This window comes from Salinibacterium sp. SWN248 (assembly GCF_015864575.1).
Lineage (GTDB): Bacteria > Actinomycetota > Actinomycetes > Actinomycetales > Microbacteriaceae > Rhodoglobus.
This window is the reverse complement of record NZ_JADYWW010000001.1, coordinates 773,145-794,133: the sequence shown is the minus strand read 5'-3', so window position 1 is coordinate 794,133 and position 20,989 is coordinate 773,145. Positions and strand designations below refer to the sequence as shown.

Sequence of the window (20,989 nt, the reverse complement as noted above, 5' to 3'; positions counted from 1 at the left end):
ACCCGACGACTTTTCACTGCCGAATGTTTCGCAAGTTGGTGTGTATCTATGTTAGTTGCGCGCTGGTAGTGCGGCGATTACTCGCCCTTGTTCTTTGCAACAATCTCGTCAGCTACCGCGCGGGGAACCTCAGAGTAACTGTCGAACGTCATCGAGTACACCGCACGACCTGAAGTCTTGGACCTCAAGTCACCGACGTAGCCGAACATTTCCGACAGTGGTACGTGGGCGCGAACGACCTTTACGCCGGTCGCGTCCTCCATGGACTGGATCTGTCCGCGGCGACTGTTAAGGTCACCGATGACATCTCCCATGTACTCCTCGGGAGTACGAACCTCGACCGCCATGAGCGGCTCGAGGAGAACTGGGTCAGCCTTGCGCGCTGCCTCTTTGAATGCCATGGTTCCCGCGATCTTGAACGCCATTTCTGACGAGTCAACATCGTGAGCAGCACCATCGAGGATGATTCCCTTGACGCCGACCATCGGGAATCCTGCGAGGATTCCGACGTTCATCGATGCCTGGAAACCCTGGTCGATTGAGCCAATGTATTCACGAGGAATACGGCCACCGGTGACCTTATTTACGAATTCGTAAATCTTGTCGCCTTCAACCTCCATCGGCTCGAGCGAGATCTGGACCTTAGCGAACTGTCCCGATCCACCCGTCTGCTTCTTGTGGGTGTAGTCGTGCTTGTCCACAATGCGGCGGATGGTCTCGCGGTACGCAACCTGCGGCTTACCAACGTTGGCTTCAACGTTGAATTCGCGCTTCATGCGGTCTACGAGGATGTCGAGGTGAAGTTCACCCATTCCCTTGATTACCGTCTGGCCAGTTTCCTGGTTCTGTTCGGTACGGAACGTGGGGTCTTCTTCAGCGAGCTTCTGAATAGCAATACCAAGCTTCTCTTGGTCAGCCTTCGTCTTCGGCTCGATCGCTACCTCGATCACGGGCTCAGGGAACGTCATCGACTCGAGAACGACCTGGTCGTTCGGGTCACACAGCGTGTCACCAGTCGTGGTGTCCTTGAGGCCAATGACGGCGTAGATGTGTCCAGCGGTAACACTGTCGACAGGGATTTCCTTGTTGGCAGCCATCTGGAAGATCTTTCCGATGCGCTCCTTCTTGCCCTTAGTGGAGTTAGCAACAGCTCCACCAGAGTCGAGGTGTCCCGAGTACACGCGAATGTACGTGAGTCGACCGAAGAAGGGATGCACTGCAACCTTGAAGGCCAGAGCCGAGAACGGCTCCGAAGCCTCAGGCTTGCGGATGATGATCTTCTCTTCATCGCGGGGGTCGCGTGCTTCCATGGGAGGCACGTCAACCGGCGAAGGAAGGTAGTCGATAACAGCGTCGAGCATCGGCTGAACGCCACGGTTCTTGAAAGCAGAACCACAGAGAACCGGGTAGATCTCGCTGTTGACGGTGAGCTTACGGATCGCAGCCTTGATCTCAGCAACGCTGATCTCTTCGCCGGCGAAGTAACGCTCCATGATGGCGTCGTCGGTCTCAGCGACAACCTCGAGCAGAGCGGTGCGGTATTCCGCAGCCTTCTCCTTGAGGTCTTCGGGGATCTCTTCGATGGCGTACTTAGCGCCCATCTGAACGTCACCCTTGGAGTCTCCGCGCCACGTGAGTGCACGCATCTCAACGAGGTCAACAACACCCTCGAACTCAGACTCGAGTCCGATGGGGAGCTGAATAACGAGGGGACGAGCACCGAGGCGCTTCACGATGGTGTCTACCGTGTAGTAGAAGTCCGCGCCCATCTTGTCCATCTTGTTGACGAAGCAGATGCGAGGAACGTCGTACTTGTCGGCCTGGCGCCATACAGTCTCCGACTGCGGCTCCACACCCTCTTTACCGTCGAACACAGCGACTGCACCGTCGAGAACGCGGAGCGAACGCTCCACCTCAACCGTGAAGTCAACGTGGCCGGGGGTGTCGATGATGTTGATCTGGTTTTTGTCCCAGTAACAGGTCACAGCAGCGGACGTGATCGTGATGCCACGCTCTTGCTCCTGCTCCATCCAGTCAGTAGTCGACGCACCATCGTGAGTTTCACCAATTTTGTGGTTTACACCCGTGTAGAACAGGATGCGCTCAGTCGTAGTGGTCTTGCCGGCATCGATGTGAGCCATGATGCCAATGTTGCGGACCTTAGTCAGGTCGGTGAGCACGTCCTGTGCCACAGGTTCCTCCGAAGTATGTTGGTGAAGCGAGAATCTCAAGAGTGAAGCGAGCCAGACAGCGTCTGACCCGCCTCACTGCGAGGTGCTGACTACCAGCGGTAGTGAGCGAATGCCTTGTTCGACTCGGCCATCTTGTGGGTGTCTTCGCGGCGCTTTACAGCGGCGCCAAGGCCATTCGATGCGTCCAAGATCTCGTTGGTGAGACGCTCAGTCATCGTCTTTTCACGACGACCCTTTGCGTAGCTCGTGAGCCAACGCAATGCGAGCGTGTTAGCACGGTGCGACTTGACCTCAACAGGAACCTGGTAGGTCGATCCACCGACACGACGCGACTTGACCTCGAGGGTCGGGCGAACGTTGTCGAGAGCCTTCTTGAGCGTGACAACGGCGTCTTGGCCGGTCTTCTCTGTTACCCCTTCGAGTGCGCCGTAAACGATGCGCTCAGCAAGGCCCTTCTTGCCATCAAGAAGAATCTTGTTGACAAGCTGGCTGACAATGGGTGCGCCGTAAACCGGATCTGCGACTACGGGACGCTTTGGTGCTGGTCCTTTACGAGGCATTACTTCTTATCCTTCTTCGCGCCGTAGAGGCTACGAGCCTGCTTACGGTTCTTAACGGCCTGGGTGTCGAGCGCTCCGCGAACGATCTTGTAGCGAACACCGGGGAGGTCCTTTACACGACCACCGCGGATGAGCACCATCGAGTGCTCTTGAAGGTTGTGACCTTCTCCGGGAATGTAGGCCGTGACCTCGGTGCCGTTAGAAAGCTTGACACGAGCAACCTTGCGAAGAGCCGAGTTCGGCTTCTTCGGAGTTGTTGTGTAGACGCGCGTGCAAACGCCGCGCTGCTGCGGGTTGGACTTAAGGGCGGGAGCCTTGGTCTTGACGACCTTTGGCGTGCGTCCCTTACGCACCAACTGCTGAATGGTGGGCACTAAATTACTCCTTGATTTTGCTGCACGGTGACAGCGTCATGATGGTTAGCATTCGACGTTCTTTTCAGAACACCGAGTTCATCTGGACCCACGCCCCTACCGAACTGATCGGTTGGTTTGCGGGTATGCCGTGGGGGCCAACCGGAAGGTCGAACCCTGTGGTGTGGAGTGACTCGCACCTAAACCCCGCGTGAGCGGTAATCCTCGAGAGGCATGGCTTAAGCGCACGACAAAGCGCACACCTCAGAAAGAATAGCCCCCGGGACAGGCCGGGGTCAAATGGTCACAGCCCACACGCAGGCTCCAGAACGGGGCACGCGAGCACGGTAGAGACTTTAGCGCTGAGCAGCAGTTTTCTCCGCGAGCTCGGCTTCCCACTTGGCACGCGCATCCACGTTGCGTTGCGTGACCTTGCGGCCTCGTCTCGCGACCAGCGCACCCGTCCACAGTGAGACCTCACGGCCCAGCAAACCTGCTGCGATGACTAGTGGATCCGCCAGCGCTGCGACGAACATTGCATGTGCTTGTTCCGGAGTGTTCTGAATGACTCCGTTGATCAGCAGGAGCGCACCGACAGTACCGAAGTACACGACAAGCCCGACGATGATGCTCGAAAAGACGTGCGCTGCCCAGCCTGCGCGGTTCACAATGAGCGCAATCACGATTGCGCCAAGTGCGAAGAAGGCGACGGGAACGTAGAACGACGGCGCCTGCACAAAAGCGACCGCGACTCGGCCGGATGCTGCTGCACCGATGATGACGACAGCGATGGCGAAAACAATCGCGAAGGCGACGGTCGATGCCAGCGCAATGAAAATACCGAATCCACGGTTTCCGGCAACCTTCGGCGGCGTCGGCGCAGTCACATAAACGACGCGGGGCTCACCGGATGCAGCGGCTCCCGTCGTCTCGGCTACTACCGGCTCGGGCTCGGGCTCGGCGATAATTTCGGGCTCAGCAGCGAGCGTTGGCTCAACAACGGGCTCCGCTTCAGCTTCGAGGGTGGCGTCGTCGTACGCAGCGGACTCCGCGGATGCCGTGGGCGCCTCAACGGGATCGACTAGAGGTGTGACGGGTTCGGAAGCCGCGGGGGTCTCGTCGACAACCACAGCATCCTCAATGTTGTCGTCGTTCTCCGGTGAAGAACCACGCTCTACAGATGGATCGGTCATGACTGATGCCTCCTCGTGCCAGCGACTGATCCGCTCAGTCTACCGAAGCAACCCTCAGAAACGAGAAGAACGCCACGACCCAAAGGTCGTGGCGTTCTTCTTCAGCGTGCGGAAAGACTAGCCAACTGTGGTGCCGTCAGCACCAGTGTCGGCGTTCAAGGTCGAGACGTCAGCGCCAGGAAGGACATAGACGAAGCCGCTTACTTGCATCTCGAAAGTTCCCTCACCACTTCCGTTATCGACTGTGACTGTGCTCAAGGTGAGCGTGCGTAGTCCTGTTTGGCTGTTCTCCAAGAATTGGTGGAGCGCGACCGGGTCGCCGTCCAGGCTGATGGTCACGGCTACTGCCACTAGGCCGGGCACGGACGACACCGATTGGGTGCCGGGAGCCGCGCCAGCTTCGGCAGCAACCTCCGCGTCAGCGTCGGTCTCGTCGCCCTCAGCTTCTGTGACGGCGGCAGCTTCAGCTTCTACCGCCAATGCTTCTTCCGCACTGAGGTAGCTTATGTCGAGCAGAGTGACTTCCGCGTTCATCGCCAGAGTCGCGACCTGCGCCGCAAAAACTGAGGTGTTGTGCGCTGCGGGAATCGCGCGCTGCAGCTCTTCCAATTCCGCGAAAAGATCCGCGGAATCATCGTCGAGGCCCTTCAGACGTGCGAGCTCAGCAGCCAGCACTTGATTCTGAATTTCCACATCAGCCAGTTGGCTATCTGAATCGCCAGCGGCGCTGTAGGCCGGACCAACTCCGACGGCGTAGCCGGCCGCGAGAATAATCACGACGGCGATCACGCCGATCAACGTCCATAAGCGTGTCATGGTCATGATCCGCTCCCCTCTTCAGTGGCTTCCTCAACTTGTGTCTCAGCCTCGACTTCATCGAAACGGTGCACGAGAGCATCGCTATCGATGTACACGACGACGTTCACGGTGTAGCTGCCTAGCTCTTCTTCGTACTCAGCACTCACGAGAGTCCCGTCAAGGACACCGTCGATATCGGCGACCGAGCGAAGCCAGGTATCAGCGTCAGCAACGCTCGCAAAGTTGAGTTCCATCGCAAACTGAGCAATTCGTTCCGGTTCGAGCACCGACAGGGCCTCGCCGAACGATTGCAGAGGCGTGGCCGTCTCGAAGCTGTAGGCAATGATGCCCAGGGCACTCTCGGGAAGCTTGCTTCGGAGAGCCGTAACGAGTTCTTCCACGGAAACTTCCGTGGAAGTCGCAAAGATCTGGGCGCCCGTGGCGGACTGCACCATCTGATCCGCAACCCGAACGTCGTTGTACTCGCCCTGCTGCGTAAGCAAGCTCTGCGTAAGCGAACGCGCGTTTTCGAGCGCCAAGTAGCGTTGGAGGGCGTACAGGTTCATTCCCACTGAAGCGAGGATTACGACACCTATCGCGATGATGGCAACGAAGATTGCCCGCCCACGTGCTCGAGCTGCGGCTTTCTTCTCGCCGACCTCGGGTGGAAGCAGATTGACGTACGGTGGGTACGCAGTGGGGACCTTCAGCTCTTTACGAGCCTTAGGCGCCTTCTTCTTGTCGTCGCTCATGCGGAGACCCCCGTAACCAATCCCAGTGCCACTGCCATATCAGACGGCGACCCGGTTCCCTTGAGACCGCGAGATACCGTGGTCATAGTGAACGGGTCAGGCAACGATGCCGGCGTTTTCGTGAATTCTGAGACAGTCTCCACGAGGCCCAAGAGTTGCGAGCCACCACCGGTCATCACGATGCGATCGATTGCACGGTTGTTGCGCGCATTCTGGAAGTACGCGATCGTGGCACGGATTGCCATCAAGGTCTCATTGACGAGTTCGAACGACACTTCGAGAGCGGGCCGCTGCTCAGCTGTGGCGCGAGCCGCAACGACGCCGACCGAACGCTTGATCGCTTCTGCGTCGCGCGTCGAGATGTCGAGGCGCTGCGAAATGCCCTTCGTAATATCCGCACCGCCGTTAGGCAAGAAACGGATGAAGTGAGGAACGTGTCCCTCCAACGCGACCAGCGTGGTCGTTGAAGCTCCGATATCCACCAACAGTGTGGTCATCGTCGACAGCTCTGGCGTGGAGAACAAACGAGTGAGCGCGAAAGGCGCGAGATCGACGTTAACGGGGGCAAGCGACGCTGCGGATGCAGCATTCACGTTCACTAAGACGGGAGCCTTGATCGCGGCCACGAGCATGCCCTGCAACATCGGGCCGTTCTCGCCGTCCGCCTCAGCAGCCGGGTAAAAGTCGAGCAGCGCATCCGACGCGGGAACCGGCAAAAGGTCCTGCACCTGGAAGGGTAGCGACTCACGCACCTGATTCAGGGGCAGCCGTGGCACCTTCACATCGCGCGCGACGACCTTGGAATTGCCAAAGCCCATCACAACATCGCGAGTGCGGAAACCATTCGCTGACCACAGCTTCTTAATAGATGCCGTTACCGTGGCGGAGTCGATGACCTCACCGGCGCGAACGGCGCCCTCGGGCAGAGACACTTCGCCGAAGCGAAGCACCGTTGGCTTCTGAAGGTGCGGGTTTTCGACTTCAACAGCACGGATTGCTGTTGAGCCGATATCCAGCCCCACTAATTTCTTTCCCATAGTTCCCCCCGGGCCGCGGTCAGACGAGACCGGCGGCCACCATATATCCATTCCACAGTTGTGAACCGAAAGCAATGCCTACCCAGGCGCCCGCGATCATCCACGGCCCAAATGGGATGGCTGTGCGTCGGCCTGCTCGTCGAATAATGAGCAGTGCGATTGCAAATATGCCCCCGAGCAAGAATGCCGCAAAGGCACCCACTGCTACGACCCCCCATCCGAGCCACCCCAGATAGAGGCCAAGCACGGCGGCAAGTTTGACGTCGCCCATGCCCATACCGCGAGGCTGGATGATGGCGACGACGAAGTAAAAAGTGAAGAGTGCAGCGCCGCCGAGAAGAGCTCCGATGAGCGCTCCCCAGTCTGCGGTACCAGCGCTGGCGACAGCCAGAAGCACAATACCGACGATGATTGACGGCAACACAATTCGATTGGGCAACGTCTGCGTGTCGAGGTCGATGAGAGTCAGCGCGATTGAAATGGCAGCCAAGTAAAGGAATGCTGGCAATGCCCAAATAAGGCTGGTTTCGGCGCCGACTACCGCCGCGACAAGCCCAAAGGCAATTGCCGTCGCTGCTTCGACCAGGGGGTAACGAACTGCGATGGGCTCGGAGCAATCGCGGCAACGACCACGGAGCATCAGCCAGCCGAACACCGGAACGTTGTCGTACCAGCGGATGCGGTGTTCACACTTCGGGCACGCGCTCGGCGGCGACGTGAGGTTTTCCCCACGCGGCAGCCGCCACACCACGACGTTCAAGAACGAGCCGACGGCTAGACCAAGAATCACAGCGAAGATGACGAGTAGGGCAGTTGCTGTCATCGAGCGGCACCCGATGCCTCGAAGGCTGGCTCCACCTCAATCCACACGTTCACACCATAGGTGGTGGTCACGGGCGAAAGGAACTTCGGCGGAGCGATGTACTTGAGGCGTCCATCGTAAACATAGTTCTTGACATATCCACCACTACCGCTGCGTACAATTCCACGGAACTTCTGCGCGATAGCACCGTTGACCGTGAGTGTTCCGCGGCCACTTCCGATACTCGGGTTCTGCACTGCGAAGGTGTGGCCGACGGAGAGAATAGCCGCATCGATACGACGGTTCGTGCCGCTCAGCAAGGTGCTGTGGTAGTAGCGGTTGTCGCCGGTAGTCGGGTTCCAGACCCAGACCGCGTCGTTTCCGACTAGGCCCAAGACGTCTTCGTCTGCATTGTTGTACTTAATATCGCCGGTGATATAGATGTAATGTTCCGCCGACAGCGTGGTCTGGCCGCTGAGGGTGCCCTTGACGAAGAGGTCGCCGTTGCGGCATCCGTAGCTTCCGCTCGGAGCTGTTTCCGAGCTGATCGGATAGCCGATTCCATTGCCGTTGCCGTTCGAGTCGGTGTGGTTGTTGGCACCTACGCAGCTCAAACCGCTCGGACGGCTGGAGCTCGACCAGTAGTTGGGGTCGCTGGACACGCTTGGCACATTCTGTATGTAAATGACGTTACTTGGCGGCAGTGTGAAGGTTGCTCCCGAGGTACTGTTCAGCGCTGTGATGCTGCCGCATGTGGCAGGCGTGCTACCGCCAGTCGCCGGTGAGCCCGTGATCTGGGTTTTCTTAGTCCACGGCGAGCGGACGTTGATGGTGCCGTTCGAGTTCAGGGTGATCGACGTGGGCCCGGTGTAGAGACATCCAGGGCGGGCGACACCGTCGGTCGTGAGATCCGAGCGAGTTTCGCGCAAGTGCTGCGAGTTCGTCGCTGGCATTCCGATTACAGGGCTGAAACTCGGCGAGTTCGGAACCTCGAAGTACTGACCGTTGCAATAGTTGCCGTTTGAGTCGCGTGAGTTGTAGCTCACTCCGCTTGACGGGCGGTAGCTCGTGGTGACAGCACCAAGGAAGCTGGCGCTGCAGATACGGATCGTGTCGTTCGAGTGAACGGGACCGTCGATGGTGTCGCCACCGGAGAATGCGATCTCGCCGCAGTTGCCGGAGATGCTGTCTCGGCCATCCCACCAATACTTCACGCAGTTCGTGCTCGCGCTACTGAAGGTCGGGTCCATGATCTCGTAGTCGGTGAAATACAAGAAGTCGATGAATCCAGACTGACGAAGGTCGGCCACGATCGTGCGAGTTTCGCTGCCGACCTTGCCGGTGGAACGCACCCGAATGGTGCCGCTGCTCTGGTATTCAGAATTGTCGACTTCATAACGGAAGGCTGAATTGTCCGCGCTTCCAGCGATGCTCACCCAAGGGTCGCCCGCGGTTACGTTGAACGCTGCATTCGCGTTCGTGCCCGTCGGAAGCCGCACGTCGCTGGTGACGGAGAATTCGGCGGCAGGGTTGCCGTATTGCACGTAGGAGGTGTCTTCGGAGAGCCGGCTCTGGTAGTCCTCAACGCCGGCGTAGGCGGCAGCAAGTGAGGCGGACCACTCTTGAGTCGCCGCTGCTTGGCGGAAACCGCCTGTGGCATAGGCGACAGCGGTGGTAACCAGCAGGCCCAAGACCACGGTGATACCAATCACCATGGGAAGGGCGGCGCCCTGCTCACCGCCGAGGCGAGCGCGAAGAAAACGGATCATCGGTCGATTCCAATCCTGGAGAACCCTAGGTTCGGGATACCTACGGTATTTTCGAGAGTCGCGGTCTTGGCTTCACCGGTCTCGTCGGTTTGCACCGTCATCGTCACTTTGACTGCTGCAATGAGCCGGCGATTGGCGTCAGAAAGATCACCGCTCGAGGGCATCGTCAACTCAACGTTGTCTTCCGTGTAGAACTGAAAAACGGGTGTGCTGCCGGTCGCGATTTGACGGACGACGGTTCGCTCGGAAGACGGCGTGTTATAGAACGAAAAATATCCCGAAGAGAGTGCCCGAGCATCCCACCGGGTTTCTACCAGTGTGCGATCCGAAGTGATCTGAAACTGAACCTTCACTGGTTCCGGGTTGAGCGCGTCAGTATCGAGGTACGCCTGCAAGACGATGTTCTCTGGACTGGCGACGCTGAAAACCGGCTCGTTCAACGTGACCGAGGCGACAGGATTCTCTGTGCCGGAGCGGATTACACGCGTAAGTTCATTCATTGCAATCGTGGCCGCCGACGTATTTGCCGTAGCTGACCGCTCGACAGCGAAGGTGCGCGTAAACGTGATGAAGATCGTCATCACCATCGCCAGCAACATGCCCATCAGTGCAATGGTCACGATGAGTTCAGCCAAGGTCACCCCCGTCTGCTCACGCTGAAGGCGAGACACGCGGCTAAAGACTAGTGTGCGCAATTTTGTCATTAGGAAGCCACCCGCGGATCGACCGTAACAATGCCCGCTACTGTTTCCGTCGGTCCAATGATCGGACTCAGAATGTCACCTAGGCCCACGGGGACCCACGAGCTGCCAATGCGCTGCTCGATCTCCCACGTGCCGTAGGGCAATGCTATGTTCTGCGTGCTCGAATTCAGAGTCCGAAAATTCAATCTGACAGACTCCGTGCAGCCAGGATCGCCGCTGCCGAGGACCGGATCTGTGGACGTCGCTCTGATTCGCGTGCCCGCAAGCGAGCTCACATCGACGAGCCCCATGGGAACGACCATGTCGACACTTCCGCCGGGATTCGCGGCGACGGGAGTGGGGTCGGGAGATCGGTAGGTGACGCCGGCGATTTCCTCTTCTGGCCACAGTGCTGGATTCGGCGAGGCGCAGTACTCCGCCGTGCTGTCTGGGTCTTCCGGCTTCGGAGTATAGGTGCCCGCGATTCCTACATAGCCTGAACGCCACGGGAACAGATCCACGCTACGGGTCAAGCTCGAGGAAGTACTCGATTCGGTGTGAACGCCGTACGAGCTGAGGAAGGAGAGATCCATGTTTCGCGAAATCTCGACGTCAGCGGGTGCGGAAGCAGCGATAAAGCTCGCATCGAAACTAGCCGCGTCGTCGTAGTTGAACGAGACCGAGCTTGCGGTTCCCGCCACGACCTGAGTGAGCTGGCTGGGTGAGCTGGTCTGCCCGTCATCAGTGATGTAGCCCGAGCGTGAGACGCCCACGTTGTAGTTGCCCGGCGCGACTTTCAAGATGAAGGTGCAGCCATCTGAATCTGTCGGAGCGGGCGACGTGGCGAGGCTCTGAGCGCCCTCAGACGGAGATGCCGGAGTCGCGGTGACGCTTACGCCTTCGGAACCTTCACCAGAACCGCCAATGACGGAGACGAGAATAGTGCCGAGGTCAGGGTCGTTGATGCGGTCATTCGGAGCTAGAAGTGTGTCAAATTGCACTGCTTCGGTGCCCGCACGCATGTTCGGCCATGTGACGGCGATATTGATGCGCTTGTACTGAAGCGTGCCGCCACCCGAGCCGCAGGTCGCGTCGGCGTTGCTCGATGGCACCCAAGCCGTTGAGCGAGACACGGTGAAGACGTCGCCATTGAGCGTCTTGGTGTAGGTGTCGTCGAAAAGTGTGAAGACGTCGCCAGCGTCGCGCGCCAGGTCAACTTCTTGAGCAGCCAAGTTGGTGGCGACAACGCGAGCGCGGTTGTCGCGGGTGATAGCCAGCACCGTTGTCAGAGTCTGCAGTACGCCGAGCGAGACGATCGCGAAGATCATCATTGCGACGAGAACCTCAAGAAGGCTCATTCCTGCGTCGGAGCTACGAAGACGCTGTAGAACCTTAAGCATGATGAGCCCTTTCTTGCGGGTGTTAAGGGTATGAAAGTCGTTCTGGGGAGATCGGTTCTCCCGGTGAGAGCGATCACTCTCGAGGTGTGAAAACGGGGCGCCGCCGCTTGGCGACGCCCCGTTCACGGTCTAGCTAAGGGTTACGGAGTCGGGTCACCGGAGAATACGGTTGTTCCGTTGGAGCTGGTGTAGACCCAGGTCTCGTCGACGTAGTCCTCGTGAGAGAAGGTCAAAACGTATGACGTTGCGTCAGTGATTGCAACGCTGTCCAGGACAACTCGCGGAGTCTGCTTGTATCCGTTGGCTACGAGTGCATCTTCGTCGAGACCAGTGAACGAACCGTTGTTGCTCACAGCGAAGGTTTCTGCTGCGATAACGGAGTTGGCGATATCCGACTTGACCTGTGATTCCCAAGCGCCCTGGCGCTGGTTGAGGAAGAAGGGGATAGCGATCGCGGCGAGGATGCCGATGATCAGAACAACAACGAGGAGCTCAACAAGGGTGAAGCCCTTCTGGTCGTTCTCGAGGTCGGAGCGCTTGCTGCGCAGTGCGTCATTCAAACGTGCAATCATTTTGGATTTCCTGTCTGTGGTTCGGATCTTGGACAGGGGCCCCCAGAAAAAATTAGCTTCTCAGCCCCCCACAAAAAATACTCTCAACATGTGGGCTACCTGAGAATCCCACAAACGGGGGTGAACTGCCCGAATCACGCCCCCAGTCTGAGGGGTCACAAGCGCGTCGAACCACAATATGCGCCCCGTTCGCGGGTAAGAGCGCCTGTTAAAGACCAAACGGGGGCACCGCGACTCGGGTCGCGATGCCCCCGCCTGGGGCTGCTAGGCGCTAATTAATCTGATCGAAGATTGCGAAGATGGGCATGTACAGGGCGATAACCATGACGCCAACGATCGCACCGATCACGCCAATCATGAGAGGCTCAATGAGCGCTGTGAGCTGTTCCGTAGTCTTCTGAACCTCATCGTCATAGAAGTCAGCGATCTTCGACAGCATGACCTCCATCGAACCGGAGTCCTCACCCACGGCGACCATCTGGGTCACCATCGACGGGAACACCGACTCCTTTGCGAGAGGGGCCGAAACCGACTGACCCGAGCGAACAGCATCCGCGACCCGGCGCAGAGCTTCCTCGATCACATAGTTGCCCGAGGTCTCTCCCACGATCGAAAGTGCCTGAAGAATAGGCACGCCGGCGCCGAGCATGGTGCCGAAGTTGCGGGTAAAACGTGAGATGGAAACCTTGCGGAACAGTGGGCCGAAGACCGGCATCCGCAACTTCCAAGGATCAAGGAATTTACGCACTCGTTCGGTGTGCTTGTTCTTGCCCCACCAGACGCTGAAGGCTATCCCTCCGATGACCAAGATCGGTGCGACGATCGTCATAGCATCCGACATCCACACCAGCATCTGGGTGAGCAGCGGGAGTTCACCGCCGAGGTCCGCGAACATCTGTTCAAAGACCGGAACGATGAAGAGCAGCATGCCGACGACAGCCGCAATAGCCATGATCAGCACCACGACGGGGTAGGTCAGCGCCGACTTAATAGTTCCGCGAAGTTTAACCTCACCCTCGAAGTTGTTAGCGATCGACTCAAGTGCGTTGTCGAGGAACCCGCCGGTTTCACCCGCGCGAACGAGGTGGATCATGATCGGCGGGAAGACAGTGCCGTGCTTCGCGAACGCGTCCGAGAGCGTGCCACCGGTTTCGACATCCTGGCGAATCTCAGCCAAGGCTTTAGCCAGGGTCGGGTTCTCGGTTTGCTCCGACAAAATGACGAGCGCGCGGATCAAAGAGAGACCCGAGGAGATCATCGTTGACATCTGACGGCTCATCACTGCGAGATCATCAAGACCAACACCCTTCTGGAAGAAGGAGATATTGATCTCCTTGTTCAGTCCAGTGCCGGCGCCTGCTTCTGTGACCGAGATCGGGCTGATCTCCATCGAGCGTAAGCGGGTGAGCACGGCGTTCTCGCTCGAGGCGTCGATCCGGCCTTTGACGACCTTGCCCGAGTGGTCACGAGCCTTGTATTCATACGACTTGGTGGTGGAAGAAGGTGCAGCCATTAGTTGGGTACTCTCGTCGAGCTATCGCTCATCAATCGATGCATGCCCTCAGGGTCATGCGACTTTGCAAGTGCGGCTTCTTCGGTGATAGCGCCCGACTTAGCCAGACCGGCAAGGTGCTGGTCCATCGTGTGCATACCGCCACTCCGACCCGCCTGCATCGCCGACGGAATTTGGTAGATCTTGCCCTCACGAATGAGGTTTCCGATAGCAGGAGTCATGGTGAGAACTTCCGTCGCCGCCACACGTCCCTTGCCTGTCGCTCGACGCACGAGCGTCTGGCAGACGATGCCCTGCAGCACGGCCGCAAGCTGCGTACGGACCTGGCCCTGCTGGTGCGGCGGGAAGACGTCGATGATGCGGTCAACGGTTTGAGCAGCATCCTGCGTGTGCAGGGTTGCGAACACAAGGTGACCGGTCTCTGCTGCGGTGAGCGCAATGGAGATCGTCTCAAGGTCTCGAAGCTCACCAATCAGAATGACATCGGGGTCTTGACGCAGAACGTGCTTCAACGCTGCCGTAAAGGAGTGAGTATCGCGGCCAACTTCACGCTGGTTGACGAGTGACTTCTGGTTGCCGTGCAAGAACTCGATCGGGTCTTCGACCGTAACGATATGGTCAGCACGGGTGCGGTTGACGAGGTCGATCAACGCGGCGAGCGTCGTCGACTTACCCGAACCGGTCGGCCCTGTCACGAGAACGAGTCCACGCGGCAGGCCAGCAAACTTGCCCACGGACTCCTGGATACCGAGATCCTTGAGCTGCTTGATCTCGGTAGGAATGATTCGGAAGGCCGCTCCAAGATTTCCGCGATCCATGTAGAAGTTCACGCGGAAACGAGCAGCTTCAGACAGTTCGAAAGCAAAGTCGAGCTCAAGTACTTCAAGGAACTGTTCTTCTTGCTTTGCGTCCAGGATGCTGAAGAGTGCCTCGCGAGTGCGGTCCTTATCCCACTCACCCATTCCCTTCAACGGCTGCAGCCCACCATCCACACGGATCATGGGAACAGCACCAGAGGAAATGTGGAGGTCAGAAGCGCCGGTGTAGACGACTTCTTTGAGCGCGTCGAGCAGTTCAGGGCTCGACCCTTCACGCGCCGTGAGTTCCATGTCAGGGCGCGGTTCGCGCGCTTCTTCGACGATCTCTGGAACAGCAAGCAGCTGTGACTCACGCGAAGCTGTTGGCTCGGCAGCACCGAAACCACTCGTGAAGCTCAAGAGCCCCTCGTCCACTCCGGGCGGCGGGAAGTTCAGCGCCCCATCAACCTCAGGCGCGGCGTCCGGGAGATCCAGAAGGCCTCCCTGGGCAGCAGCCGACGGTGGCGGGAATGCCATCGTGGGTGGATCCAACGGGACCTCGTTCAGAACTTCGGTCGGGCTATCGCCGGCGCCGGAGGAGTCCTCCGTGAAGTACGGAACCTCGGCAGCTGTCGGCGACGGAACGGGTGCTGCAGGCGGAGCCTCGGCAACAGGTGCAGCCTCTGGCACCGGCATCGAAGCACCCGCGGCTGAGGTCGCAGCCGACGTCTGAGACATCGCGCCGGCGGCGGCCTGGCGGAACAGTTCGTCGAGCGAGTCGATCGAAGTGACCGGTTCGGTAGCCATGCGGCGTGCACGACGCCCACCCTCGGCAGCGGCATCCGCTGATGGCGTAGCGGCGGGCTCAGCCGGAGCCTGCGCTGCAGGTGCAGGCGGGGCAGGCGGTGCGGGAGGTGCCGAAGCGGCAGATGTGTCGGTGCTCTTGATCGAGCCAGACGGCGGTGGAATCGTCGGAAGGGGCGATGCCGGCACCGTTGCGGCCGAAGCCGACGGCGCAGTACCCGTCTGCGCCCACTCGGGGAACGACGATGCCGCTGACGCCTGCGGGCTGCCAACACCGGGAACACTGGTTCCTGGTGTGGGCGGTGGAGCATCCGCAGGGACACTCTGAGCCGACGGTGCGCTCTGCCCCTTCGGTGTGAACAAACTTTCGTCTACCGATTGCGACGGGATGTCGTAGATCCGCTTAGCCATAATTCCCCCAGGTACTTCGTCTTATGCGACGACGCGCAAAATCTCTTCGATGGACGTCAAGCCCAGCTGAGCCTTCGCCCAACCGTCCATGCGCAGAGTGCGCATCCCCTGCTCGATCGCTACGCGGCTAATTTCCGCGCTTGACGAACGAGCAACAGCGAGACGTTCGATCTCTTCGGACACTGCCATCACTTCGTGCAGTGCAATTCGACCGCGGTATCCCGTCTTGGAACACACGGTGCACCCGACAGGTGCATACAGGGTCGGCATCGGACCTTCTGGGTTGAAGCCGACCTTCAAGTTCACGAGATCCTGCGGGTTGTGAGCCGCAGGCTGCTTGCATCGATCGCAGAGGCGTCGCGCAAGTCGCTGAGCGACGACACAGTCGATGGCCGACCCGACCAAGAATGGTTCGATGTCCATCTCGATCAAACGAGTGATAGCGGCAGGTGCGCCGTTGGTGTGCAGGGTGCTCAACACGAGGTGGCCCGTGAGCGCGGCTTCGATCGCAATCTGTGCCGTCTCTTGGTCTCGGATCTCACCGATGAGAACAACATCCGGGTCAGAACGCAGAATCGAGCGCAGCGCACTCGCGAACGTGAGCCCCGCCTTCGGGTTGACCTGCACCTGGTTGATGCCCGCCATGCGGTACTCCACCGGGTCTTCAACCGTGATGACGTTGATCTCCGGGCGAGCAACGGCATTAAGCGTGGTGTACAGCGTCGTCGACTTACCGGAACCCGTAGGACCGGTAACGAGGATCATGCCGTACGGCTTCGTGTACGCCTCTTTGTAAATCTTGGCGTTGTGCTCGAGCAGGTACAACTGGCTGAGGTCGAGCGTCGTGTTCGAGTTGTCGAGAATACGCATAACGACTTTTTCGCCGTACACGGTCGGCAGGGTCGCGACACGAAGGTCGATCTTCTTCTGACCGTGGATGACCGAGATACGGCCATCCTGAGGCTTGCGACGCTCGGCGATGTCCATCTCGGCCATGATCTTGAGGCGCGAGATAACACCGTTCTGAATCTGACGCGGAGCTCGCTGCATTTCGTGCAGAACGCCGTCAATACGGTAGCGGACGCCGAGGTCATGCTCACCGGGCTCGATGTGAATATCCGACGCCTTGTCTTGGATGCCCTGGCTAATCAGCAGGTTCACGAAGCGAACAATAGGGGCGTCGTCTTCAGTCGGCTCGTTGTTGTTCGAGGCGAGCGCGACATCCGTGGAGGTCGCTTCTTGCTCAAGTTCACTGGAGAGGCTAGAGAGTTCGCCATCAGCGCGGTGGAACCGGTCGAGGGCTGCTTGGAGGTCGCTGCGCTCAGCAACGACGGTGCGCACTTGGCGACCGGTAGCTGCACGAATGTCATCGAGGGCAAAGATGTTGCCGGGGTCAACCATGGCGAGCACGAGGTATCCCTCGCTGAACGCGATGGGCAAAACCTCGTGGCGGCGGCAAATCGAGGCCGGTGCAAGCGCAACAGCCTGGTGGTCAACCGCAAAGTCAACGAGCTCAACGAACGGCACTCCGGCCTGCGCAGCACGCGCGGACGCGAGTTGTGCCGGCGAAATTGTTCCGCTGTCGAGTAGATTTCTGACGAGGGCTTCCTCATCAGAGTGCGAAGTTCCTACAGAATCAATGCTCTCAATCGGCATCATTCCGCGAAGAATCAATACTTCAGCAAGTGTTGTCACGCGTGCCTCCCCCCAAGGTCCTAGCGGAGTCCAACGCTAATCGACTCACATCTGCACCACTAGCCCCACTTGTGAGGGGTAGTCAGGACGTTTCAGGAAGCCCATTCGCCGCGAGTCGCAGCATTAAGTGCCAAATTGATGTTTTTTTCGACGTAAACAGCCAATCGCGGCAGCGCACATTCCGTCATTACGTCAGAGATGTCTTGCGCATGGCGGTGAGCGCAGGCCTGCACCGTAGACCGGGCCGCAGCCAGGCAGGTCGAGCACGGCTTCGTCGAACGCGCATCCGTACCGGGGCAGTGACGCTCTTCGTGGATCGAGACTGCCAGCTGAAAGGTCACAAGTTCGAGAGTTTCCACGAACGAGTGGATGAGGTCGTGCGGCCAGTGGCCGCGACGGTCCACCGTGGCAAATTCAGATTCGCGACAAGCCACGCATCCTGCTTCGCTTCCGGGAGCCGGGCTGCGCCACTCCGACACCATGCGGTACCAACGGTGAAGCGAGCAGTCGATCAGATCGTTTACGGCGTGACGATTCACGAGCCTTCTGCCCCCTTGGTAGTCCTACAGACTGATCGTGTCACTGGGTGCCCACTTCTGACAGTCGTCATTATCAATGACACCCGTTTGGGGGACAGACTGAAAGTTCCGGTAGATTTGTGTGGGGTAACTGCAAATTCTTTGCCAACCACTCGCTTACCCTGATCCGAACGGGGCACCATTGACAACGCAGGATCAACCGCCACGCACCTACCGGGTGGCACATGTGGACGACCACGAAACAGTTCAGCTCGGCTTTGCGTCTCTTCTCGGTCACTGCTCCGACATCACGCTCCTCGCCTCCGCATCGAGCGTGGCCGAGCTCGAGTCGGTTATTGATCTCCTCGACCTTGTCGTGCTCGACGTGCGCCTCTCTGACGGCAGCTCCGTCGAACAGAACGTCGCGTGGCTGCGCGAGCGCGGTCTCAACGTCCTGGTCTTCACCGCAGCAGACAACGCCTCTGAAGTGCGGGCGGCATCCCGGGCTGGCGTGCTTGGCATTGTGCGCAAGTCTGAATCGCGAGACGTCATTGTGGATGCTGTGCGCGAAGCCGCGCTCGGTAACCCCGTCGTCACCACGGACTGGGCCGCCGCACTCGACTCCGATCCGGAGCTGCCTGCTGCCGGCCTGAGCCCGAAAGAGCAAGAGGTGCTCGCCCACTATGCGTCGGGAGATAAGTCAGTGGCGGTCGCGCACCGTGCCGGGCTTTCCACCAGCACCGTGGCAGAGTACGTTCGCCGCATCCGCCACAAGTACGCGATGGCGGGGCGCCCCGCCCACACCAAAGTAGACCTCTATAAGCGCGCAGTCGAAGACGGCATCCTGCCTCCACCGAGCTCATGACAGACCGCCGTAGTGTGAACACTTTCACCCGCCTGTCGCCCACGGCGGACGGCGCAGAACTCGGGGTCGTGCGCAGCATGACCACCGTGCTGGCGGCGGCAACCCTCTTCTTCTTGGCGCTCACCATCAGTTCATTCTTCGATCAAGCGCAGTATGCCTACCCGTATTGGCAGCTCGTGGCCGGGATCGCGGTCTTCGCAACGCCGATGGTGATGGTGGCAGTGGCCCCATGGAGCTCACTGCACCAGCTTCGCATTCTCCACGGAGCATATGCCGTGATCTTCACGGTGGCAGTACTCAGCTGGGTTCCCGCTTTCATCAACGGACCGATGCCCGCTGAGATGGCCCCGTGGACTGTCGGGCTCACCGCCCTCGGCACCGTCCCCGCAGCAATTGCCTGGCGTCCTGCCGCAGCGTGGGCGTTTTTGCTCGGAAACTCGTTCGCGATAACCCCGATCCGCATTCTTGCTGACGGAGGTGCTGACGTCTCTCTCGCTATCCAATATGCGTTCTTCACCATCACGGTGTGCGCCGCTTTCACCGCGGTAGCTACCGTCGCCATGACGGCAGGACGGGAAGTGGACGTCGCCACAACCGCCGCCCGCACCTCAACCATGCGAGCCGCAGCCCTCACCGCCCGAGGCGAAGAACAGGCGCACCTTGATGCCCTCGTTCACGACGAAGTAATCGCCACCATCTTTGCGGCGGCGGGTGCCGGCCGCAGTGCTTCCACCTCCACCCGAGTTCAGGCTGCCCGCACCATCGCCCGGCTAAGTGAACTCAAGCACGCCACGGCGAGCGTGCCCGAGCTCATCCATGTCGACTACCTAATTCAGGGGCTGACATCGTCGATCAGCGAGATCACGGATGCCGCCGCTCTCGTCGTCGAGGGCACCCGTCGAGCGCCGCTCCCGTCGTCGATCGCGAGTGCGCTCATCGAAGCCACCGTCGAAGCTTTGCGCAACAGCGTGGTTCATGCGGCAGCGGCCGTTGAGCCCGTCAGTCGGGGCGTGCTGTTACGCCTCGACTCTGACCGAGTCGAAATCACGGTGACCGACGATGGCCAAGGCTTTGAGCCGCACAGGGTTCCCACCAACCGCCTCGGCATCGTGGTGAGCATCCTCGGCCGCGTGAAGGCGCTACCCGGTGCGTACGCGACCGTGCAGTCCGAACCAGGCGAAGGTACCTGCGTAACGGTGGGCTGGATCGAATGAGGCAAGACGCTACTCAATCCCGACGTCTTGAGCTGCCCCAGATTACGGGCCGCGGCGCCCACGCCTTGATCTGGATTTACTTCGTCACGATGTCAGCGCTCGCATTGCTCTCGCTGGACGACGTGCGCTCCCCTGTGCCCGTCTATATATCCATCGGACTCTTCGCCACCATCTGGCTCGTTCTCACCCGAGACACTCAACCGCGGGTAGGTGTCGGCGTGAGTGTGTATGTCATCGTCGCCAGCGTTGCCGCCTCTGCCATCTCCTCTGACAACGCCATCACTGGTGGCTTCTCGCAGTGGTACGTCGGCGCCGGAGCCATCGCCATGTTCTACCTCAGTTTGCGCCGCCGTGACCTTCTCGCGTGGATCGGATTCGCCGCGATCGGCGCTACCGTCATCCTGTGGGGCTTCACGACCGACGACCGGCTTCTCGAAGCAATTGTGCTCGTTGCCCGTCAAGGCCCATTCGTGCTCGTCGGATCTCTGTTTTCGCTCGGCATGCGCCGCACCAGCCAACGCTTGGACGGCATCCATGGGGCTGAGACTGCCCGCGCCGCCGCGGAAGCTGCGGCACTCGCTCGCACAGCAGAACGTTCCCGCCGGCTCGTTGCTCTCGACTCCGCCGTGGGGCCCCAGCTGCAACGCATAGCGGATGGAGTTGAGTTGACGACGGCAGAACGCGATGAACTGCTCATCGCTGAGGCTCGCTTGCGAGACAGTCTGCGCGCACGTCAGCTCGACCTGCCCGAGATTGTGGCCGCAGTGCAACGCACTCGTCGGCGCGGGATTTCGGTGGTCTTGCTCGATGACCGCTACCCGCATCCTCTCCCCCATGGAACACTGCCCCTCATCACGGAGGCTGCGGTGCGAATTCTGGACTCCGCCAGCACCGGAGCGGTGACGATTCGTTTGCTGCCCGCTGGCCGGCCGCTGCTCGCCACGCTCGTGGCGGATGACGATGAGTACTCCCGCATCGAGATTCCGTCGCTCTAGCGGCGAACTTCAGTCGCACGACAAAGGGCCCCCGTCGCAATGACGAGGGCCCTTTGTGGTATCACC

The 20,989-nt window shown here is 59.6% G+C and carries 19 protein-coding genes; 3 read left to right on the top strand and 16 right to left on the bottom strand.

Annotated elements, in window-relative coordinates; all coding sequences use genetic code 11:
- Positions 1-77: 77 nt before the first annotated feature.
- The 16 genes from fusA to I6E73_RS03560 all read right to left on the bottom strand — a co-directional run bounded on the left by fusA (position 78) and on the right by I6E73_RS03560 (position 17,870).
- Positions 78-2,192, bottom strand: a complete 2,115-nt coding sequence (gene fusA / locus I6E73_RS03635) for an elongation factor G (RefSeq protein ID WP_197123226.1) — start codon at positions 2,190-2,192, stop codon at positions 78-80.
- A gap of 89 nt (positions 2,193-2,281) precedes the next feature.
- Positions 2,282-2,752, bottom strand: a complete 471-nt coding sequence (gene rpsG, locus I6E73_RS03630) for a 30S ribosomal protein S7 (protein ID WP_009773140.1) — start codon at positions 2,750-2,752, stop codon at positions 2,282-2,284.
- Positions 2,752-3,126: a 30S ribosomal protein S12 gene (rpsL, locus tag I6E73_RS03625; protein ID WP_197106470.1), complete on the bottom strand. Its 375-nt coding sequence runs from the start codon at positions 3,124-3,126 to the stop codon at positions 2,752-2,754. The genes rpsG and rpsL overlap by 1 nt, the downstream gene beginning before the upstream one ends.
- A 335-nt stretch (positions 3,127-3,461) precedes the next feature.
- A complete protein-coding gene (locus I6E73_RS03620; RefSeq protein WP_197123224.1) occupies positions 3,462-4,298 on the bottom strand; it encodes a hypothetical protein in 837 nt (278 codons plus the stop codon).
- A gap of 117 nt (positions 4,299-4,415) precedes the next feature.
- A complete protein-coding gene (locus I6E73_RS03615; protein WP_197123222.1) occupies positions 4,416-5,120 on the bottom strand; it encodes a hypothetical protein in 705 nt (234 codons plus the stop codon).
- Positions 5,117-5,848, bottom strand: a complete 732-nt coding sequence (locus tag I6E73_RS03610; protein ID WP_197123220.1) for a fimbrial assembly protein — start codon at positions 5,846-5,848, stop codon at positions 5,117-5,119. The genes I6E73_RS03615 and I6E73_RS03610 overlap by 4 nt, the downstream gene beginning before the upstream one ends.
- The gene (gene pilM, locus I6E73_RS03605; RefSeq protein ID WP_197123218.1) at positions 5,845-6,885 is read right to left on the bottom strand and encodes a type IV pilus assembly protein PilM; all 1,041 of its coding nucleotides are present in this window, start codon (positions 6,883-6,885) and stop codon (positions 5,845-5,847) included. The genes I6E73_RS03610 and pilM overlap by 4 nt, the downstream gene beginning before the upstream one ends.
- A 19-nt stretch (positions 6,886-6,904) precedes the next feature.
- Positions 6,905-7,708 carry an A24 family peptidase gene (locus I6E73_RS03600; protein ID WP_197123216.1) on the bottom strand — a complete coding sequence of 268 codons (804 nt, stop codon included), beginning with the start codon at positions 7,706-7,708 and terminating at the stop codon, positions 6,905-6,907.
- Entirely contained in the window at positions 7,705-9,456 is a 1,752-nt protein-coding gene (locus I6E73_RS03595; protein ID WP_197123214.1) for a hypothetical protein, read from the bottom strand. Before I6E73_RS03595 ends, I6E73_RS03600 begins: the two co-directional genes overlap by 4 nt.
- Positions 9,453-10,127: a prepilin-type N-terminal cleavage/methylation domain-containing protein gene (locus I6E73_RS03590; RefSeq protein ID WP_307784215.1), complete on the bottom strand. Its 675-nt coding sequence runs from the start codon at positions 10,125-10,127 to the stop codon at positions 9,453-9,455. The genes I6E73_RS03595 and I6E73_RS03590 overlap by 4 nt, the downstream gene beginning before the upstream one ends.
- A 32-nt stretch (positions 10,128-10,159) precedes the next feature.
- On the bottom strand, positions 10,160-11,539 hold the full coding sequence (locus I6E73_RS03585) for a prepilin-type N-terminal cleavage/methylation domain-containing protein (RefSeq protein WP_197123210.1): 1,380 nt from the start codon (positions 11,537-11,539) through the stop codon (positions 10,160-10,162).
- Between the two features lie 140 nt (positions 11,540-11,679).
- Positions 11,680-12,111, bottom strand: coding sequence for a prepilin-type N-terminal cleavage/methylation domain-containing protein (locus I6E73_RS14815; RefSeq protein WP_197123208.1), 432 nt, complete (start codon positions 12,109-12,111; stop codon positions 11,680-11,682).
- A gap of 271 nt (positions 12,112-12,382) precedes the next feature.
- Entirely contained in the window at positions 12,383-13,624 is a 1,242-nt protein-coding gene (locus tag I6E73_RS03575; protein ID WP_197123206.1) for a type II secretion system F family protein, read from the bottom strand.
- Positions 13,624-15,636, bottom strand: a complete 2,013-nt coding sequence (locus I6E73_RS14810) for a type IV pilus twitching motility protein PilT (protein WP_304610968.1) — start codon at positions 15,634-15,636, stop codon at positions 13,624-13,626. The genes I6E73_RS03575 and I6E73_RS14810 overlap by 1 nt, the downstream gene beginning before the upstream one ends.
- Positions 15,637-15,657: 21 nt before the next feature.
- Positions 15,658-17,331, bottom strand: coding sequence for a GspE/PulE family protein (locus I6E73_RS03565; protein ID WP_197106481.1), 1,674 nt, complete (start codon positions 17,329-17,331; stop codon positions 15,658-15,660).
- A 92-nt stretch (positions 17,332-17,423) separates the two neighbouring features.
- A complete protein-coding gene (locus tag I6E73_RS03560; RefSeq protein WP_197109472.1) occupies positions 17,424-17,870 on the bottom strand; it encodes a hypothetical protein in 447 nt (148 codons plus the stop codon).
- 226 nt (positions 17,871-18,096) lie between these two features.
- Between I6E73_RS03560 and I6E73_RS03555 the strand changes: the two genes are divergently transcribed.
- From I6E73_RS03555 to I6E73_RS03545, 3 genes are read left to right on the top strand one after another with little or no spacing between them, the layout of a single operon-like run.
- A complete protein-coding gene (locus I6E73_RS03555) occupies positions 18,097-18,714 on the top strand; it encodes a response regulator (protein WP_307784214.1) in 618 nt (205 codons plus the stop codon).
- A gap of 14 nt (positions 18,715-18,728) precedes the next feature.
- A complete protein-coding gene (locus I6E73_RS03550; protein ID WP_307784213.1) occupies positions 18,729-19,928 on the top strand; it encodes an ATP-binding protein in 1,200 nt (399 codons plus the stop codon).
- Positions 19,925-20,923 carry a hypothetical protein gene (locus I6E73_RS03545; RefSeq protein ID WP_197123200.1) on the top strand — a complete coding sequence of 333 codons (999 nt, stop codon included), beginning with the start codon at positions 19,925-19,927 and terminating at the stop codon, positions 20,921-20,923. The genes I6E73_RS03550 and I6E73_RS03545 overlap by 4 nt, the downstream gene beginning before the upstream one ends.
- The last annotated feature ends 66 nt before the right edge of the window (positions 20,924-20,989 follow it).

Coding starts and splice junctions, on each gene's coding strand:
- rpsG (WP_009773140.1), bottom strand. CDS start 2,752: ATGCCTCGTAAAGGACCAGCACCAAAGCGTCCCGTAGTCGCAGATCCG.
- I6E73_RS03620 (WP_197123224.1), bottom strand. CDS start 4,298: ATGACCGATCCATCTGTAGAGCGTGGTTCTTCACCGGAGAACGACGAC.
- I6E73_RS03615 (WP_197123222.1), bottom strand. CDS start 5,120: ATGACCATGACACGCTTATGGACGTTGATCGGCGTGATCGCCGTCGTG.
- I6E73_RS03610 (WP_197123220.1), bottom strand. CDS start 5,848: ATGAGCGACGACAAGAAGAAGGCGCCTAAGGCTCGTAAAGAGCTGAAG.
- pilM (WP_197123218.1), bottom strand. CDS start 6,885: ATGGGAAAGAAATTAGTGGGGCTGGATATCGGCTCAACAGCAATCCGT.
- I6E73_RS03600 (WP_197123216.1), bottom strand. CDS start 7,708: ATGACAGCAACTGCCCTACTCGTCATCTTCGCTGTGATTCTTGGTCTA.
- I6E73_RS03595 (WP_197123214.1), bottom strand. CDS start 9,456: ATGATCCGTTTTCTTCGCGCTCGCCTCGGCGGTGAGCAGGGCGCCGCC.
- I6E73_RS03585 (WP_197123210.1), bottom strand. CDS start 11,539: ATGCTTAAGGTTCTACAGCGTCTTCGTAGCTCCGACGCAGGAATGAGC.
- I6E73_RS14815 (WP_197123208.1), bottom strand. CDS start 12,111: ATGATTGCACGTTTGAATGACGCACTGCGCAGCAAGCGCTCCGACCTC.
- I6E73_RS03575 (WP_197123206.1), bottom strand. CDS start 13,624: ATGGCTGCACCTTCTTCCACCACCAAGTCGTATGAATACAAGGCTCGT.
- I6E73_RS14810 (WP_304610968.1), bottom strand. CDS start 15,636: ATGGCTAAGCGGATCTACGACATCCCGTCGCAATCGGTAGACGAAAGT.
- I6E73_RS03545 (WP_197123200.1), top strand. CDS start 19,925: ATGAGGCAAGACGCTACTCAATCCCGACGTCTTGAGCTGCCCCAGATT.